This window comes from Pseudomonas sp. PB101, from assembly GCF_009764265.1.
Taxonomy (GTDB): domain Bacteria; phylum Pseudomonadota; class Gammaproteobacteria; order Pseudomonadales; family Pseudomonadaceae; genus Aquipseudomonas.
Window position 1 is genome coordinate 16,653 of sequence record NZ_RWIR01000031.1, and the last position, 16,752, is coordinate 33,404.

The 16,752-nt window shown below is 62.7% G+C and carries 13 protein-coding genes; 8 read left to right on the forward strand and 5 right to left on the reverse strand.

Annotated features, from left to right (window positions below):
* Nucleotides 1-97: 97 nt before the first annotated feature.
* Nucleotides 98-1,750 (forward strand): arylsulfatase, encoded by a 1,653-nt coding sequence (locus EI969_RS09950; RefSeq protein WP_160387454.1) that lies wholly within the window; start codon nt 98-100, stop codon nt 1,748-1,750.
* Nucleotides 1,751-1,804: 54 nt separating this feature from the next.
* Here EI969_RS09950 and EI969_RS09955 read toward each other — a convergent pair whose 3' ends face one another.
* The 3 genes from EI969_RS09955 to EI969_RS09965 all read right to left on the reverse strand — a co-directional run bounded on the left by EI969_RS09955 (nt 1,805) and on the right by EI969_RS09965 (nt 5,721).
* Nucleotides 1,805-3,106, reverse strand: a complete 1,302-nt coding sequence (locus EI969_RS09955; RefSeq protein ID WP_160387456.1) for an FAD-binding oxidoreductase — start codon at nt 3,104-3,106, stop codon at nt 1,805-1,807.
* On the reverse strand, nt 3,103-4,191 hold the full coding sequence (locus EI969_RS09960; RefSeq protein WP_160387458.1) for a polyamine ABC transporter substrate-binding protein: 1,089 nt from the start codon (nt 4,189-4,191) through the stop codon (nt 3,103-3,105). Before EI969_RS09960 ends, EI969_RS09955 begins: the two co-directional genes overlap by 4 nt.
* Before the next feature lie 171 nt (nt 4,192-4,362).
* A complete protein-coding gene (locus EI969_RS09965) occupies nt 4,363-5,721 on the reverse strand; it encodes a glutamine synthetase family protein (protein WP_160387460.1) in 1,359 nt (452 codons plus the stop codon).
* Nucleotides 5,722-5,883: 162 nt separating this feature from the next.
* Here EI969_RS09965 and EI969_RS09970 point away from each other — a divergent pair, with 162 nt between their 5' ends.
* Nucleotides 5,884-6,816 (forward strand): helix-turn-helix domain-containing protein, encoded by a 933-nt coding sequence (locus EI969_RS09970; RefSeq protein WP_110661034.1) that lies wholly within the window; start codon nt 5,884-5,886, stop codon nt 6,814-6,816.
* Here the strand turns inward: EI969_RS09970 and EI969_RS09975 are convergent.
* Together EI969_RS09975 and EI969_RS09980 are read right to left on the reverse strand one after the other, a co-directional pair.
* Nucleotides 6,813-7,400, reverse strand: coding sequence for a cupin domain-containing protein (locus tag EI969_RS09975; protein WP_160387462.1), 588 nt, complete (start codon nt 7,398-7,400; stop codon nt 6,813-6,815). The two genes, EI969_RS09970 and EI969_RS09975, sit on opposite strands and share 4 nt — an antisense overlap.
* A 178-nt stretch (nt 7,401-7,578) precedes the next feature.
* A complete protein-coding gene (locus tag EI969_RS09980) occupies nt 7,579-9,534 on the reverse strand; it encodes an FAD-dependent oxidoreductase (protein ID WP_160387464.1) in 1,956 nt (651 codons plus the stop codon).
* Nucleotides 9,535-9,849: 315 nt separating this feature from the next.
* Here EI969_RS09980 and EI969_RS09985 point away from each other — a divergent pair, with 315 nt between their 5' ends.
* The 6 genes from EI969_RS09985 (at nt 9,850) to EI969_RS10010 (ending at nt 16,605) form a co-directional block, all read left to right on the forward strand.
* Nucleotides 9,850-10,899, forward strand: coding sequence for an ABC transporter substrate-binding protein (locus EI969_RS09985; RefSeq protein ID WP_160387466.1), 1,050 nt, complete (start codon nt 9,850-9,852; stop codon nt 10,897-10,899).
* Nucleotides 10,900-11,083: 184 nt separating this feature from the next.
* The gene (locus tag EI969_RS09990; protein WP_160387468.1) at nt 11,084-11,872 is read left to right on the forward strand and encodes a class II aldolase/adducin family protein; all 789 of its coding nucleotides are present in this window, start codon (nt 11,084-11,086) and stop codon (nt 11,870-11,872) included.
* Between the two features lie 245 nt (nt 11,873-12,117).
* The gene (locus tag EI969_RS09995) at nt 12,118-12,765 is read left to right on the forward strand and encodes a TetR family transcriptional regulator C-terminal domain-containing protein (protein ID WP_110659255.1); all 648 of its coding nucleotides are present in this window, start codon (nt 12,118-12,120) and stop codon (nt 12,763-12,765) included.
* A 92-nt stretch (nt 12,766-12,857) separates the two neighbouring features.
* Nucleotides 12,858-13,574, forward strand: a complete 717-nt coding sequence (locus EI969_RS10000; RefSeq protein WP_160387470.1) for a response regulator — start codon at nt 12,858-12,860, stop codon at nt 13,572-13,574.
* A 5-nt stretch (nt 13,575-13,579) separates the two neighbouring features.
* On the forward strand, nt 13,580-14,353 hold the full coding sequence (locus tag EI969_RS10005) for an ABC transporter substrate-binding protein (protein ID WP_160387472.1): 774 nt from the start codon (nt 13,580-13,582) through the stop codon (nt 14,351-14,353).
* Nucleotides 14,350-16,605 carry an ATP-binding protein gene (locus tag EI969_RS10010; RefSeq protein WP_160387474.1) on the forward strand — a complete coding sequence of 752 codons (2,256 nt, stop codon included), beginning with the start codon at nt 14,350-14,352 and terminating at the stop codon, nt 16,603-16,605. The genes EI969_RS10005 and EI969_RS10010 overlap by 4 nt, the downstream gene beginning before the upstream one ends.
* Nucleotides 16,606-16,752: the final 147 nt, after the last annotated feature.

Sequence of the window (16,752 nt, forward strand, 5' to 3'; positions counted from 1 at the left end):
ACATTGTTTGGGGGATCACTCACCAGGGTCCGGTAGTTGCGTACTTGCAGGATGAGTAGCCAGCCACCGGAACCCATCCGGATAAAGGAAGGTCACCATGAAAAGGCTCCCGCATCGCTTCAGGTTTTACGTTGGCTGCTCATTGTTGATTGCGCTTAACGGCATTGCCCAGGCTGCACAAACGGAAAAGCCCAACATCCTGTTCATCGTTTCCGACGATACCGGTTACGGCGACCTGGGGCCGTATGGTGGCGGTGTCGGCCGCGGCATGCCGACCCCCAGCATCGACCAACTGGCCGCTGAAGGTACAACCTTCTACTCCTTCTATGCCCAACCGAGCTGCACACCCGGCCGGGCCGCCATGCAGACCGGGCGCATCCCCAATCGCAGCGGCATGACCACCGTGGCCTTCCAGGGCCAGGGCGGTGGCTTGCCAGCCGCCGAGTGGACGCTGGCTTCAGTGCTCAAGACCGGCGGTTACGAGACCTACTTCACCGGCAAGTGGCACTTGGGCGAAGCCGATTACGCCATGCCCAATGCCCAGGGCTATGACGTGATGAAGTACGTCGGCCTCTATCACCTCAATGCCTACACCTACGCGGACCCGACCTGGTTCCCCGACATGGACCCGGAAACCCGCGCGATGTTTGCCCAGGTGACCAAGGGCGCACTCTCGGGCAAGGCCGGGGAGAAACCCGTCGAAGAGTTCAAGATCAACGGCCAGTATGTCGATACGCCTGTCATCGACGGCAAACCCGGCGTGGTCGGCATTCCTTTCTTCGACAGCTATGTCGAGAAGGCCGCACTGGAGTTCCTCGACACCGCCGCCAAGTCCGACAAGCCGTTTTTCATCAACGTCAACTTCATGAAAGTGCACCAGCCGAACCTGCCGGCACCGGAGTTCGTCCACAAGTCGATATCCAAGACCAAGTACGCCGATTCGGTGGTCGAACTGGATACGCGCATCGGCCATATCATGGACAAGCTCAAGGCGCTGGGCCTGGATAAGAACACGCTGGTGGTCTACACCACCGACAACGGCGCGTGGCAGGACGTTTACCCGGATGCCGGCTACACGCCTTTCCGTGGCACCAAGGGTACCGTGCGCGAGGGCGGCAACCGGGTTCCGGCGATCATGACCTGGCCTGGCAAAATCAAGCCCAATTTCAAGAACCACGACATTCTCGGCGGGCTCGACCTGATGGCGACCTTCGCCTCGGTGGCCGGCATCAAGTTGCCGGAGAAGGATCGTGAAGGCCAGCCAATCTACTTCGACAGCTACGACATGACCCCGGTGATCACCGGCACGGGTCCCGACCCGCGTAAAGAATGGTTCTACTTCACTGAAAACGAGTTGTCGCCGGGGGCTGCTCGTGTGGGCAACTACAAAGCCGTGTTCAACCTGCGCGGCGACGATGGTGTACCGACTGGCGGCCTGGCCGTGGACACCAACCTGGGCTGGAAAGGCGCGACCAAGTACGTGGCGACGGTGCCGCAGATCTTCGATCTGTATCAAGACCCACAGGAGCGCTATGACATTTTCATGAGTAACGTCACCGAGCGTACCTGGACCATGGTGCCGATCAGTCAGGCGATCAACAAGCTCATGCAGACCTACATCAAGTATCCGCCACGCAAGATGCAAAGCATGACCTATGACGGGCCGATCGAACTGTCCAAGTATCAGAAGTTCCAGTCGGTTCGCGAGGATCTGCAGAAGGAAGGCGTCAACATTCCGATTCCTCAATAAGCCTGTCCGGATGCCTGAGGCGAGGGGCCGACCCTCGTCTCAGGCGCCCGCTGGTCAACCCAGCATTTCCCGCATCCGATACCAGAACATGCCCAGGGCCAGCAACGGCGAGCGCAGGGCGCGTCCGCCGGGGAAGGTCATGTGCGGCACGGCGCTGAACACGTCGAAACCTTTGCTGTGGCCGGCATGGATCGCTTCGCCCAACAACTTCGCGCACCAGTGGGTCACGTTCAGGCCGTGGCCGGAATAGCCCTGGGCGTAGAAGACGTTCGGGTGCTGGCTCAGGCGCCCGACCTGCGGGAAGCGGTTGGCCGAGATGCCGATCATGCCGCCCCACTGATAATCGATGCGCGCATCGGCCAGTTGCGGGAACACCTTGAGCATCTGCGGGCGCATGTAGGCCGCGATGTCCGAAGGATCGCGCCCGGAGTAATGACAGGCACCGCCGAACAGCAGGCGCCGGTCGGCCGAGAGCCGGTAGTAATCCAGGCCGACCTTCTGGTCGCACAGTGCGACGTTGTGCGGGATCAGTTGCCTGGCGGCATCCTCCGACAAGGGTTCGGTGGCGATGATGTAGCTGCCCGCCGGGAGCACCTTGCCGCTGAGCTTCGGTTCCAGCTCTTCCAGGTGCGCGTTGCAGGCCAGCACCAGGGTGCCCGCACGCACGGTGCCCCCGGCGCAGCGCACTTGCACGGTGCTGCCGTGGATCAGCTCCAGCACCGGGCTCTGCTCGAAGATCTGCACGCCGAGGGATTCGGCGACTTGCGCTTCGCCCAGTGCCAGGTTCAGCGGATGCAGGTGACCCGAGCCCATGTCCACCAGGCCGCCGGCGTAGACGCCGGAATTCACCACCTGCTCACGGATCTGGCCGGCTTCGATCAAGCGGGTTTCATGGGCATAACCGGACTCGAGCAGTTCGGCGTGCTCGGCCTTCAGCCCGGCAAAGTGCGCCTTGGTGTTGGCCAGTTCGCAGAAACCCCAGCGCAGGTCGCAATCAATGGCGTGTTCGCCGATGCGATTGGCCACCACTTGCACCGATTCGGTCCCGGCGTGTTCCAGGTATTGCACGCCCTCGGCGCCGATGTGTTTGGCGAAACCACTGACGTCATGCCCGATGCCGCGAATCAACTGGCCGCCGTTGCGCCCGCTGGCGCCCCAGCCAATCCGCCGGGCCTCCAACAGGACCACCGAGAGCCCGCGCTGGGCCAGCTCGATGGCGGTGTTGATGCCGGTGAAACCCGCGCCGACCACGCACACATCGGCCTCAAGGTCCGAGGCCAGCGCGGCACGCTGCCTCATGCCCTTGGCGGACGCCGCGTAATAGGAGTGGGTGTGTTCCTTGGTGTACTGATTCATTTGTTGGACTTCACTTTGCTCCACGAGCGGGTCATCAGGCGCATGATCGACTGCGGCGGCGTGGTGGAGATGTAGAGTTTGTCGAGGACTTCCTGGGACGGATACACCTCGGGGTTGTTGACCAGCTCAGGGTCCATGTACTGCTTGGCGGCCGGGTTCGGGTTGGCATAGCCGACCGACGCGCTGACCTTGGCAATCACTTGCGGGTCCAGCAGGTAGTTGATGAAGGCGTGGGCTTCTTTCGGATTGCTGGCGTCGGCGGGGATGGCCAGCAGGTCGAACCACAGGTTGGCGCCTTCCTTGGGAATGGCGTAGGCGATGTTCACGCCGTTGCCGGCTTCCTTGGCGCGGTTGGCGGCCTGGAACACGTCGCCCGAGTAACCGAACGCCACGCAGATGTCGCCGTTGGCCAGGTCCGAGACGTACTTGGAGGAGTGGAAGTAGGTGATGTAAGGGCGGATCTCCAGCAGCTTGGCTTCGGCCTTCTTGAAGTCCTCGGGGTTTTCGCTGCGCGGGTCCATGCCCATGTAGTTGAGTACCGCCGGGAACACTTCGTCCGCCGAGTCCATCATCGACACACCGCAGGCGCTCAGCTTCTTGATGTTCTCCGGTTCGAACAGCACGGCCCAGGAATCGATCTTGTCGATGCCCAGCACAGCCTTGACCTTGTCGACGTTGTAGCCGATGCCGTTGGTGCCCCACAGGTAAGGCACCGAGTGCGCGTTGCCCGGATCGTTTTTCTCCAGCAGCGTCAGCAGTTTCGGGTCAAGGTTCTTGAAGTTCGGCAGTTGCTCGCGATCGAGCTTGAGGAACGCGCCGGCCTTTACCTGGCGGGCGAGGAAGTGGTTGGACGGCACCACCACGTCATACCCGGTGCGGCCGGCAAGCAACTTGCCTTCCAGGGTTTCGTTGGAATCGAATACGTCGTAGATCACCTTGATCCCGGTTTTCGCCTGGAAGTCGGCGAGGGTGGTTTCGCCGATGTAGTCGGTCCAGTTGTAGACACTGACCTGGGGCTGAGCCTGGGCTACGGCGCTGAACAAGACCGCCAGCGCGGCCGGGACCATGGATTTCAATAGACGCATGTCGATACCTTCTTGGAATTATTGGGATCTATAGGAATTCACCAAACCCCTGTAGGAGCTGGCTTGCCAGCGATGGCGGCCTGTCAGGCAACGATGATGTTGAATGTACCGGCCTCATCGCGGGCAAGCCCGCTCCCACAGGGATTGTGTGATGCCTGGGGGAGCGGGGTGTTAAACGCTGAGCATCAGGAACTCACGCTCCCACGAACTGATCACGCGCTTGAAGTTCTCGTGCTCGGCGCGTTTGACCGCGACATAGCCGCGTACGAACTTGCTGCCCAGGTAGCGGCTGATGGTGTCGCACTCTTCCATCTGGGTCAGGGCGTCCTCGATGGTGATCGGCAGGCGCAGGTTGCGGCGCTCGTAGGCACGGCCCTGTACCGCGGCGCTCGGCTCGATGCGCTCGACCATGCCCAGGTAACCGCACAGCAGGCTGGCGGCGATGGCCAGGTACGGGTTGGCGTCGGCGCCCGGCAGACGGTTTTCCACGCGCATGGCGTCCGGGCTGGAAGTCGGTACGCGCAAACCGACGGTGCGGTTTTCTTCGCCCCATTCGACGTTCACCGGCGCCGAGGTGTCCGGCAGGAAGCGGCGGAACGAGTTGACGTTCGGCGCGAACATCGGCAGCACTTTCGGGATGTACTTCTGCAAGCCCCCGATGTGGTGCAGGAACAGCTCGCTCATGTTGCCATCGGCATCGGCAAAGATCGGCTGGCCGGTGGCAATGTCCACCACGCTCTGGTGAATGTGCATGGCGCTGCCCGGCTCGTCGCCGACCGGCTTGGCCATGAAGGTGGCCGCCACGTTGTGCTTGAGTGCCGCTTCACGCATGGTGCGCTTGAACACGGTGATCTGGTCGGCCAGGTCCAGTGCGTTGCCATGACGGAAGTTGATTTCCATCTGCGCCGGGCCGTCTTCGTGGATCAGCGTGTCGAGGTCCAGGCCTTGCAGTTCGCACCAGTCGTAGACGTCTTCGAACAGCGGATCGAATTCGTTGGCCGCGTCGATGGAGAATGACTGGCGACCGCTTTCGGCACGGCCTGAACGGCCCATCGGCGCCTTGAGCGGCAGGTCCGGGTCTTCGCAGCGCTGGGTCAGGTAGAACTCCATTTCCGGCGCGACGATCGGCCGCCAGCCTTTGTCGGTGTACAGCTGCAGGACTTTCTTCAGCACGTTGCGCGGCGACAGCTCGATCGGGTTGCCGAACTTGTCGAAGGTGTCGTGGATCACGATGGCGGTCGGCTCGATGGCCCACGGCACCACGTAGACAGCGTCGGCGTCCGGCTTGCAGACCATGTCGATGTCGGCCGGGTCGAGCAGGTCGTAGTAGATGTCGTCGTCGACAAAGTCCCCGGTTACCGTTTGCAGAAGGACACTTTCCGGCAGGCGCATGCCTCGCTCATGCAGGAACTTGTTGGTCGGTGCAATTTTGCCGCGTGCAATGCCGGTCAGATCGCTGACGACGCACTCGACTTCGGTAATCTTGTGATCTTTCAGCCAAGTGAGCAGCTGATCGAAAGGGACATTCATAAAGACCTCGTTATTGGTTTTATTAACGCCAGGAGAGACCGGTTTCATCCGCCGGACACTTCCCCTGTAGCGCGTTGAGGTCTATCTTGGGCGAGCCTTGCGGTTCCATCTATCCACTTTAAGCAGCACAAAGCGCACCAAAAGAGTGCGTAAGGTCGCCCCATGACAGGTTGCAATTCCCTCCAGGTCCAAGCGTTCAACACCGCCGATGTCGCCGAGCAAATCCGCGCCACGCCGGGCTGGACCCAGCATTACCAGCAGATGTCGCCGGGGCATTTCGCGGGCAGGGTGCGCTATCTGGATCTGCAGGGCGTGGAGATTTACGAAGAATCGATGAACACCCGGGTCGAGCAGAATTTCAGCGCGCCCCAGGGTTCGTTGTCGTTCTGTTTCGACCGGGGCGACAACGCGCTGTACGTGTTGAATGGCGAGAGCCGCAACATCTGGATCACCCCGGAGAACTACCAGGAAATCGCCGTGGTGTTCGGTCCGGAGTTTGTGAAGCGTCACAGCCTGGACATCGCCCGGCTCGAAGGGCTGTTCATGGCGCCGCTCGATTCCCAGCAGAACGCGCTGTTCTGCCGTTGGCTCAGCGGGACCCTGACGCGCCTGTCGCAGACCTTCGATCCACCGAGCCGCGAAGCGCTGACCCAGCAACTGCTGGAAGACTGCCTGTTCATTCTCGACAACGCCTGCGTCGGCCTCGACCAGGGCGCGTTGCAGCGCCGTGCCGGAGAGCGGGCGATCATGAAGCGGGTAGGGGAATGGGCGGCGGACACCCCGGAAGAACACCTCAACCTGCTGGAACTGTCCCAGGTCGCGGGCGTTTCACTGCGCCAGTTGCAGCACGCGTTCAAGACCTACACCGGCATGGCGCCGACCCAATGGCTGCGCTTGCGCCGACTCAACAGCGCCCGCCGCGAATTGCTCAGCCGCACGCCCACGCAAACCACCGTGGCTGAAGTGGCGATGCACTGGTCGTTCTGGCACCTGGGACGGTTTTCCAGCAGCTATCGCGCGTTGTTCAACGAGCTGCCGAGCGACACCCTCAAGCGTGCGAGTACCACTCAGGCAAGCGGTCGCAGCCGGCGTTAGAACGTCGGCGGCGTAATCACCCAGATCACCACCGCATCGACATCGCCGGGATTGCCGTAGCGGTGCGGCTCCTGGCTGGAAAAGCTGAAGCTGTCGCCTTCATTGAGCTGGAAATGCCGCTCGCCGACCCACAGCTCGAAGCTGCCGGACAACAGGTAACCGGCTTCTTCGCCATCGTGGCTGTAGCTTTGCTGGCTGTAGGTGCCGGGCGGGAAGCGCGAGTGGAGCATTTCCAGTTGGCGGTTGGCTTGCGGGGTCAGCAACTGGTCGACGATGCCGTCTTCGTAATGCACGTTCAGGCGGCTGTGCTTGCGCACCACGATGCCGTCGTCTTCAGGCGCGGTGACCGCTTCACTGGCGAAGAACCACTGGATGGTGACGCCGAGGCTGCGGGCAATGTTGAACAGCGCCGGAATCGACGGGTAGGCGAGGTTGCGCTCCAGCTGGCTGATGTAGCCGGCGGTGAGTTCGCTCTGTTGCGCCAGTTCCGCCAGGGTCATGCCCCGGCGTTTGCGCAGGCCGCGAATGCGTGTGCCGAGAAAGTGCGGTTCGGCGGCGGGCTGGGTCTTGCTATTGTTGCTCATGGAAAATTCCGAACCGGGAGGGGGACCACATCCCCCTGTAGGAGCGAGCCTGCTCGCGATGAACCCGAGAACACCGCTGGGTGTCAGGCTTCCAGCGTTATCGTTAGCGACCATCGCGAGCAGGCTCGCTCCTACAGGGGGGGGTATTAGCCGTTAAAGCCCCGGAGTATAAACAGCCTCAGAGCTCCCACGCGACTTTCAGCCCTTCATAAATCGCTTCTTCGGCGGTGCGCGGGGCCAGGCAGTCGCCGATGCGGCGAAAATCCACCAGGCCTTGCAGCTCGGCACCCAGGGTGTCCACCGGTTGGTGACCCTGACACAGCACCAGGGTGTCGATGTTCTCCATCAGCATCGGCTCGCCGCTGGCGGTGTGTTGCAGGTAGACCGTGTTGTCGTCGCAGCCATACAGCCGGGCGTACGGCGTGATCGGCACGCCGAGTTTATGCAGCTCGCCGGCCAGTTGATCGCGCACGTACAGCGGCAGGTTTTCCCCGCAATGGGTGCCGTTGACCGCCAGTTGCACCTGGTGCCCGGCGCGGACCAGACGCTCGGCGATGCCGGGGCCGATCCAGTCGCAGCGCCAGTCGACCACCACCACCGAACGGCCGATCTGTACTTCGTCGCGCAACACCTGCCAGGCGTCCACCACCTGCAACTCACCGCCGCGCTCGAAGGCTGGCCAGTAAGGTTCGGCACCGGTGGCGACGATCACCACGTCCGGTTTTTCCTGCTCCACCAGTGCCCGGTCGACCCGGGTATTGCGCACCACGCGCACGCCGGCCAGCTCCATTTCCCGCTGCAGGTTGGTGCTGGCGCCGCCGAATTCGCTGCGCCGAGGCAACAACTGCGCGAGCAATACCTGGCCGCCCAATTGCGCACCGGCTTCATACAGGGTCACGTCATGACCGCGCTGGGCGGCGACGGCGGCGGCTTTCATCCCGGCCGGGCCACCGCCGGCGATCATGATGCGCTTGCGCTTGTTCGCCGGTTTACGCTCCGCAAAAATCAGTTCGCGCCCGGTTTCCGGGTGCTGGATGCAGGAAATCGGCAAGCCCTTGTGGAAGTGCCCGATGCAGGCCTGGTTGCAGGCAATGCACGCCCGCACGTCTTCGACGCGGCCGGTGTCGGTCTTGTTGGGCATCTGCGGATCGCAGATCAAGGCGCGGGTCATGCCACACACATCGGCCTGGCCGCGAGCCAGGATCAGCTCGGCTTCCTGGGGCTGGTTGATGCGCCCGGTGACGAACAGCGGAATGTCCAGGCCGGCCTTGAACGTCCCGGCTTCCTTGGCCAGGTATGCCGCTTCGATCGCCATCGGCGGCACGATATGCACTGCGCCACCGAGGGACGCCGAGGTGCCGGCGACGATGTGCACGTAGTCGAGTTGGGTCTGCAGCAGTTGCACGGCGGCCAGGGATTCGTCTTCGGTCAAGCCTTCGGGGTCGCGCTCGTCGGCGGAGATGCGCAGGCCGACGATGAACTGCTCATCGGTCGCCGCACGCACGGCAGCGATGACTTCGCGCAGGAAACGCAAGCGCTGTTCCAGCTCACCGTTGTAGCCATCGGTCCGCCGGTTGACCCGCGGATTGATGAATTGCGCCGGCAGGTACCCATGGCTGGCGACCACTTCGACGCCATCGATCCCGGCCTGATGCAGGCGCCGGGCGGCAGCGGCGTAACCGTCGACGATCTCGTCGATCATCGCCTGGTCCAGCGCGCGGGGCATCACCCGGAAACGTTCGTTGGGCACCGACGAGGCGGAGTAGGCCACCGCCAGCAGGCCATCGCTGGACTCCATGATTTCCCGCCCGGGATGGAACACCTGGGACAACACCACGGTGCCGTGGGCGTGACAGGTTTGCGCCAGTTTGCGGTAGCCCTCGATGCACGCATCGTCGGTGGCCATCAGCACGTGGGAGGTGTAGCGCGCACTGTCGTGCACGCCGGCCACCTGCAGCACGATCAGCCCCGCACCGCCTTCGGCACGTGCCCGGTGATAGGCGATCAATTGCTCGTTGACCAGGTTGTCGGTGGGCATCGACGTGTCGTGACCGCTGGACATGATGCGGTTTTTCAGGCGCTTGCCACGGATTTCCAGGGGTTCGAACAGGTGCGCGAAGGCGGGTGTCGGCATGGTGCGATTACTCCAGGCAGTCTGCTCTTTGTAGGAGCGAGCCTGCTCGCGATGGACGTCAACGATAACGCTGGGTATCTGACACCCCGCGGTGTTCTCAGGTCCTTCGCGAGCAGGCTCGCTCCTACAGCGGCATCAGGTTTTCGGTTGTTATTATTGGTCTATAGAAATTTACCCGCAGTAAAAAATCAACTTGTTTTTTTACTGCGGCGTGGAGTAGTTTCGTTTCGAGCCCGCTCCCGGGCCAAACCTCACAACAATAAAAAAGGGCTGCGCGGGCCTCGTTCCGGTCAGCACCTGCAAGAGGAACCATCGATGAAATCGCACACGCTCAAGCACGGTTTTTGTCCCTTGGTGTTGTCTGTGGCCATGGGCCTGGGCAGCGCCCAGGCAGCATCGGACATGGTGGTGGTCGGTTACGGCGGAGCCGGACAAAAAGCCCAGGACGTGGCGTTCTTTCAACCTTTTGCCGCCGTGGATCAAAGCAAGGTGATCCAGAGCGAATACAACGGCGAAATGGCGAAAATCAAAGTGATGGTCGACACCGGCAACGTCGACTGGGACGTGGTGCAGATCGAAGGCCCGGACCTGATGCGCGGCTGCGAAGAGGGCATGTACGAGCGCCTGGACTGGACACGCCTGGGCCAGGCCGACCAGTTGATTCCCGACGCGGCACAGGAATGCGGGTCCGCCGCGCTGGTGTGGAGCGTGGCGATTGCCTACGACACCGACAAACTGGCCCAGGCCCCGACCTCGTGGGCCGACTTCTGGGACGTGAAGAAAACCCCCGGCAAGCGTGGGCTGCGCAAGCGCGCGGTGTACAACCTGGAATTCGCCCTGATGGCGGACGGGGTGAAAACCGAAGACGTCTACAAGGTGCTCGGCACCCCGCAAGGCGTGGACCGGGCATTCGCCAAGCTGACTGAACTCAAGCCCTACATCCAATGGTGGGAAGCCGGCGCGCAACCGCCGCAATGGCTGACCGCCGGCGACGTGGTGATGACCTCGACCTACAGCGGTCGCATCGCCGACGCCGCGCAGAAAGGCAGCCACCTCGGCCTGGTCTGGCCCGGCAGCCTGTACGGCATGGACTACTGGGCGATCATCAAAGGCTCCAGGCATGTCGATCAGGCCAAGCGTTTCATCGCCTTCGCCAATCAGCCGGACGCCCAGGTCAACTACGTGCAACAGATCCCCTACGGCCCGACCAACACCCAGGCCGCCGCACGCCTGGACGATAAACTGGCGCAATGGGTGCCCACGGCGCCGCAGAATCTCAAGGGCGCGCTGTCGATGAACGTCGGTTTCTGGGTCGATCATGGCGAAGAGCTCGAAGAGCGCTTCAATGCCTGGGCCAGCAAATAACCAGACTTTGCAGGAGCTGGCTTTTGTAGGAGCCGGCTTGCTGGCGATGGCTGCCTTGAACCTTGCATTGACCTGCAGGCCGTCATCGCCAGCAAGCCGGCTCCTACAGAGATAGTTGGCTGGACGTACACAAGCGTCCAGCCTTAAGGTCTGCCGTAGCCGATTAGCCTGGAGAACCCCGACAATGAATAAAATCGCCACCCGCCTGGCCCCCGAGCGCAGCGCTACCGAACAGCGCCTGCGCGAGGAATTGGCGGCCTGTTACCGCCTGATTGCGCACTTTCGCATGACCGACCTGATCTTCACCCACATCTCGGTGCGCATTCCCGGGCCGGAGCATCACTTCCTGATCAACCCCTATGGGCTGATGTTCGACGAAATCACCGCGTCCAACCTGGTGAAGATCGACCTCGATGGGCAGGCGGTCGAACCGTCGCCGTACCCGGTCAACCCGGCCGGTTTCGTGATCCACAGCGCCATCCACGGCGCCCGCGAAGATGCGCAATGCGTGCTGCACACCCACACAAAGTCCGGGTGCGCGGTGGCGGCGTTGAAGTGCGGATTGTTGCCGGTGAACCAGATTTCCATGGAGTTCTACGGTCGGGTTGCCTACCACGACTACGAAGGCGTCGCGCTGGACCTGAGCGAGCAAGAGCGCCTCGTAAAGGACATCGGCGACAAGCCCGTGCTGATGCTGCGCAACCACGGTTTGCTCACCGTCGGCGAAACGGTGAGCCAGGCGTTCCTGCGTATGTACTACCTGGAAAAGGCCTGTGAAATCCAGTTGACGGCCATGGCGGCGGGAGAGGTCGTGCTGCCACCGGCCGAGGTGTGCGAACACACCGAGCGCCAGTTCAACGACCCGGGGCGGCCGCTGGAAGAGGGGGAGCTGGCTGATCCGGATGCCATGCATCTGGGATGGGCGGCGTTGCTGCGACTGCTGGATCGGGTGGCGCCGGGGTATCGGGACTGATCTGAAGACTCGGTTGTTCGGGCTGGCCTCATCGCTGGCAAGCCAGCTCCCACAGGGTGTGTGGGTGTACGCAAAATCCGCGAGCAACCGAGACCCTGTGGGAGCGTGGCTTGCCCGCGATGGGCACACCACGGTCTGCCTGACTTACACCCGACTGGAGAAATGGCCCGCTCTTGCTGTACAGTCGTTCAGCTCGCCGCTAACCCGCGCGGGCCTAATCGATCGAACCAAGGAGCGTGTCGCCCATGAATCAGGAAGCCCGTTTTTCCCGCATGGAACCGGAGTTGCGCAAAGCCAACCTGATCGAGGCGACGTTGGTGTGCCTCAAGCGTCACGGCTTCCAGGGCGCGTCGATCCGCAAGATTTCCGCCGAGGCCGGGGTCTCGGTGGGGCTGATCAGCCATCACTATTCCGGCAAGGACGAACTGGTGGCCGAGGCCTACATGGCGATCACCGGGCGGGTCATGACCTTGCTGCGCGATGCCATGGAGCAAGCCGCGCCGAATGCCCGGGAGCGTTTGTCGGCGTTTTTCCGTGGTTCGTTTTCCGCCGAGCTGCTCGATCCGCAACTCATCGATGCCTGGCTGGCGTTCTGGGGCGCGGTGAAAACCGCCGAGGCCATCAACCAGGCCCACGATCATTCCTATGGCGAGTATCGCGGCATCCTGCGCAAGGTGCTGGCGGAACTGGCCCGGGAGGAAGGCTGGGAAAATTTCGACGCCGACCTCGCCGCCATCAGCCTCAGCGCCTTGCTCGATGGCTTGTGGCTGGAGTCCGGGCTCAACCCCGGCACCTTCACCCCGGAGCAGGGCATCCAGATTTGCGAGGCCTGGGTCGATGGTTTGCAGGCCGGCGGACGCCAGCGTTTTTGCGTGCAGACGAGCGACTGTTGATCAGTCGTTCAGCAATCGATACTCTCTGGCGCCGATGCAGGAAAACACTCTAATAAGAAACTGGCCTTCGGGCCTGAGCCGGACACCAAGCGATGACTCCTCGGGTATTGATCGTCGATGACGATCCGCTGATTCGCGATCTGCTGCACGCCTACCTGTCCCAGGAAGGCTATGAAGTGCATTGCGCCGCCACGGCGGAGCTGGCGGAAACCTTCCTGGCCAGCCAGACCGTCGACCTGGTGATGCTCGACATCCGCCTGCCGGGCAAGGACGGCCTGACCCTGACCCGCGAACTGCGGGTGCGCTCGGAAGTCGGGATCATCCTGATCACCGGGCGCAACGACGAAATCGACCGCATCGTCGGCCTCGAATGCGGCGCCGATGACTATGTGATCAAACCCCTCAATCCACGGGAACTGGTGTCCCGGGCGAAAAACCTGATTCGCCGGGTCCGCTATGCGCAAACGCCAGCGCCTGCCGTCGCGGTGGCCAAACCGGTCAAGCAGTTCGCCGACTGGGCGCTGGACACCGACCGTCGGCGCCTGATCGATGCGTCCGGCAGCGAAACCCTGCTGACCCACGGCGAATACCAGTTGCTCAGCGTGTTCCTGCGCAACAGCGGCCACACCCTCAGCCGCGACCAGTTGATGGATCAGATCCGCAACCGCGAATGGGTGCCCAACGACCGCTCCATCGACGTGCTGGTCGGGCGCCTGCGCCGCAAGTTGCACGACGATCCGGCCGAACCGCAGTTGATCATCACCATCCACGGCGCCGGTTACCTGTTTACCGCCGGTGTGGCGGCCTGAGCCCGATGAGGCGATGGTTTTGCCTGCTGGCGTTGCTGGTGGCCGGCCATGCCGGGGCGGCGGACAAGGTTCGCTATTGCGATTATCCGGTGTATCCGCCGATCTCCTGGAGCGACGGCAAACAGGTGCGCGGCCTGGCGCCGAGCGTGGTTAAAAACCTGTTCGGCCAGTTGGGTTATGAGGTCGAGATTGTCGTGCTGGGCAACTGGAAACGCTGCCTGCTGGACGCCGCCGAAGGCCGGGTCGACGTGGTGCTGGCCTACAGCACCGCGCAACGCGAGCAGAGCATGCTGTTCTCGACGGTGCCGGTATTGCGCGAAGAAGTGGCGCTGTTCATCAACCGCCAGCACCCGGTGAAGTTCGAACAACTGGACGACCTGGCCCGTTACCGTGGCGGCCTGTTGTTCGGCGAGAGCTATGGCGTGGAGTTCGATCAGATGGTCGCGCGCAACAACAATATCGAGTGGGTTTCCGACAGCCACCAGAACTTCGGCAAGCTGATTCGCGGGCGCATCGATTTCATCACCCAGGAGCGGCGCACCGGCCAGCTGTACGTGGAAAAATTGCCCGGTGGCCAGGACATCGTCGCCTTGCCCAAGGCGTTGAGCGTGGACTACCTGCGGGTCGCCGTGTCGCGGCGCTCGCCCTTGGCCGCTCGCATGCCCGAGATCGATGCGCAGTTGCAGCGCCTGGTCGATGCCGGCGACATCGAACGCTGGCTCAACGAAAGCGAGGTGACCTACCGCGACATGATCAACCTGCCGGCGGATGCGCAATGATTCGCGCTCGTCCCGGTGGGCTGCTACGACGGCTGCTGCTGTTCATCCTGCTGTTCAGCCTGTGCTTCACCGTGCTCGCCAGCAGCGTGCAACTGTACATCGAGTATCGCCGGGAAATGCGCGACATCGATGCGCGCATGGAGCTGATCCGCGCCGGTTATCTGGCCAGCCTGGAGCGCAGCCTCTGGGACTTGAACCAGGAACAGCTGAACGTGCAGTTGCGCGGCCTGGTGGACTTCTCCGACGTCGCCCGGGTGCATCTGAGCAGTGCCGATTTCGACCTGGTGCAGGGCAATCCAGACCCGGCGGGACCGTTGCGTATCGAGCGCTTTGCCCTGGACTATCAGCCGCCGTCCGGCCCGTTGCGCCACCTTGGCGAGCTGGAGGTCAGTACCGATCTGGGGGCGGTGTACCAGCGTCTCTACGCCACCGGTTTGACCAGCCTGTTGTGGATGGCGGTGTTCCTCTGCGGCCTGGCCGTGGCGTTGTCGGGGTTGTTTTATCGACTGGTGACCCGCCACCTGAAAGTCATGGCCGAGTTTGCCCGGCGCATCGCCGCCGGTGAATGGCACGAACCCCTGCACCTGGACAAGCGTCGCGGCAGTGATGAAATCGACACCGTGGCCCACGCGCTGGACGACATGCGCCGGGCGATCCTGCGCGACATCGAGCGCCGGGAAACCGATCGCCTGGCCCTGCAGGACAACCGCGACGAACTGCTGAAAATGGTCGAGCGCCGTACTGCCAGCCTGATGCGCGCCAAGGATGAGGCGGAAGCGGCCAACCTCGCCAAATCGCGGTTCCTGGCGACCATGAGCCATGAACTGCGCACGCCGCTCAACGGCATCCTCGGCATGGCCGAGCTGCTGCGCGGCGCGGGTCTGGACGCCCAGGACGGCAAACGCCTGGATGCCTTGCACAAGGCCGGCGAAGGCTTGCTGACGATCCTCAATGAAGTGCTGTATTTCGCCAAGCTGGAGGAGGGCGTCAGCCACCCCGAGCCGGTGGATTTCTCGCTGCGCCAGTTGCTCGACGAGGTGCTGACACTGCTGGAGCCGCGCGCGCTCGGCAACGACACGGTCCTCAGTTGCCGCGTCGACCAGCGGATTGCCGAACATCACCACGGCGCCGAGCAGTTTTTGCGTCAGGTGCTGAGCAACCTGTTGGCCAACGCGATCAAGTTCACCGAAGGCGGCGAAGTCAGCGTCGAGGTAGCGCTGCTCAACGAAACCGGCGAACAGGGCGGGCAACGCCTGCGGGTCAGCGTCACTGACGACGGCATCGGCATTGCCCCGGCAATGCAGGCGAAGATTTTCGAGCGCTTCACCCAGGCCAGCGAAGAAGTCGCGCAACGTTTTGGCGGCACCGGGTTGGGGTTGGCGATCTGCAAGCATCTGGTGGAGCAGATGGGTGGCAACATCGGCGTCGACAGCGAAGAGGGGCGCGGCAGTTGCTTCTGGTTCGAGCTGTCCTTGCAGCCGGCCAGCGCCGTAGTTGCAATTGCGCCGGTTCGCGCGGCGGGGCCGGCGTTGAACATCCTGGTGGTCGAAGACGTGGCGCTCAATCGCGAAGTGGCCAAGGGTTTGCTGCAACGGGACGGCCACCGGGTGTGGCTGGCCGAAGAAGCGGAGCAGGCGCTGCAACACTGTGCCGCGCAGGTTTTCGATTTACTGCTGCTGGACGTGCACCTGCCGGGCATCAGCGGTGTCGAGTTATGCAGGCAGATCCGCAACAGCGACGGGCCGAATCGCCGCACGCGGATTTTCGCCCTGACCGCCAGCGTGCAGCCGGCGCTGGTGCGCGGTTATCTGGAGGCCGGCATGGACGGCGTCCTGGCCAAACCCCTGAAGTTGGAAAACCTGCGCCAGGTGCTGGAAGGGCATGTGCCCGTCGCCGAGGCGGTTGCGGGTGATGAGACGATGGACTGGCCGCTGTTGCAGACCCATCGCACCCTGCTTGGCGAGCAGAAAGTCCAGGGCTTGCTGGCGGTGCTGCGCGACTCGATCGTTCAGCACCGCGATGCACTCACGGAGGCCATTGCCGCCGATGACTGCACAGAGGTCGCGCAACTGGCGCACCGTCTGGCCGGCAGCGGCGATTCGCTGGGCTTTCGTGCCTTGGCCAATACCCTGAGGGCGCTGGAGGCGTTGGCGCTGGTCAACGATGAATCGGCGATCCGCCGCATGACCCCGGCGCTGGATGAGCAATTGCAACTCGCGCTGAACACCCTCAAAGGCCTGTTGCAGAGCTGACGTACAAGTTTGTTACGACTTTGTACAACTTCGATCCTGATGGTCAACGCGAACTTACATGGCTTTCCAATAATCGACGCAACCGCCGCAGCGCGGTCTTCGAAGCTTATTGGAGATAATAATAATGAATTGCCGTAAAGCTGATCC

What these genes read in the sequence shown, in the direction of transcription:
- EI969_RS09950 (WP_160387454.1), top strand. Translation starts at nt 98, where the DNA reads ATGAAAAGGCTCCCGCATCGCTTCAGGTTTTACGTTGGCTGCTCATTG.
- EI969_RS09955 (WP_160387456.1), bottom strand. Translation starts at nt 3,106, where the DNA reads ATGAATCAGTACACCAAGGAACACACCCACTCCTATTACGCGGCGTCC.
- EI969_RS09960 (WP_160387458.1), bottom strand. Translation starts at nt 4,191, where the DNA reads ATGCGTCTATTGAAATCCATGGTCCCGGCCGCGCTGGCGGTCTTGTTC.
- EI969_RS09965 (WP_160387460.1), bottom strand. Translation starts at nt 5,721, where the DNA reads ATGAATGTCCCTTTCGATCAGCTGCTCACTTGGCTGAAAGATCACAAG.
- EI969_RS09970 (WP_110661034.1), top strand. Translation starts at nt 5,884, where the DNA reads ATGACAGGTTGCAATTCCCTCCAGGTCCAAGCGTTCAACACCGCCGAT.
- EI969_RS09975 (WP_160387462.1), bottom strand. Translation starts at nt 7,400, where the DNA reads ATGAGCAACAATAGCAAGACCCAGCCCGCCGCCGAACCGCACTTTCTC.
- EI969_RS09980 (WP_160387464.1), bottom strand. Translation starts at nt 9,534, where the DNA reads ATGCCGACACCCGCCTTCGCGCACCTGTTCGAACCCCTGGAAATCCGT.
- EI969_RS09985 (WP_160387466.1), top strand. Translation starts at nt 9,850, where the DNA reads ATGAAATCGCACACGCTCAAGCACGGTTTTTGTCCCTTGGTGTTGTCT.
- EI969_RS09990 (WP_160387468.1), top strand. Translation starts at nt 11,084, where the DNA reads ATGAATAAAATCGCCACCCGCCTGGCCCCCGAGCGCAGCGCTACCGAA.
- EI969_RS09995 (WP_110659255.1), top strand. Translation starts at nt 12,118, where the DNA reads ATGAATCAGGAAGCCCGTTTTTCCCGCATGGAACCGGAGTTGCGCAAA.
- EI969_RS10000 (WP_160387470.1), top strand. Translation starts at nt 12,858, where the DNA reads ATGACTCCTCGGGTATTGATCGTCGATGACGATCCGCTGATTCGCGAT.
- EI969_RS10005 (WP_160387472.1), top strand. Translation starts at nt 13,580, where the DNA reads ATGAGGCGATGGTTTTGCCTGCTGGCGTTGCTGGTGGCCGGCCATGCC.
- EI969_RS10010 (WP_160387474.1), top strand. Translation starts at nt 14,350, where the DNA reads ATGATTCGCGCTCGTCCCGGTGGGCTGCTACGACGGCTGCTGCTGTTC.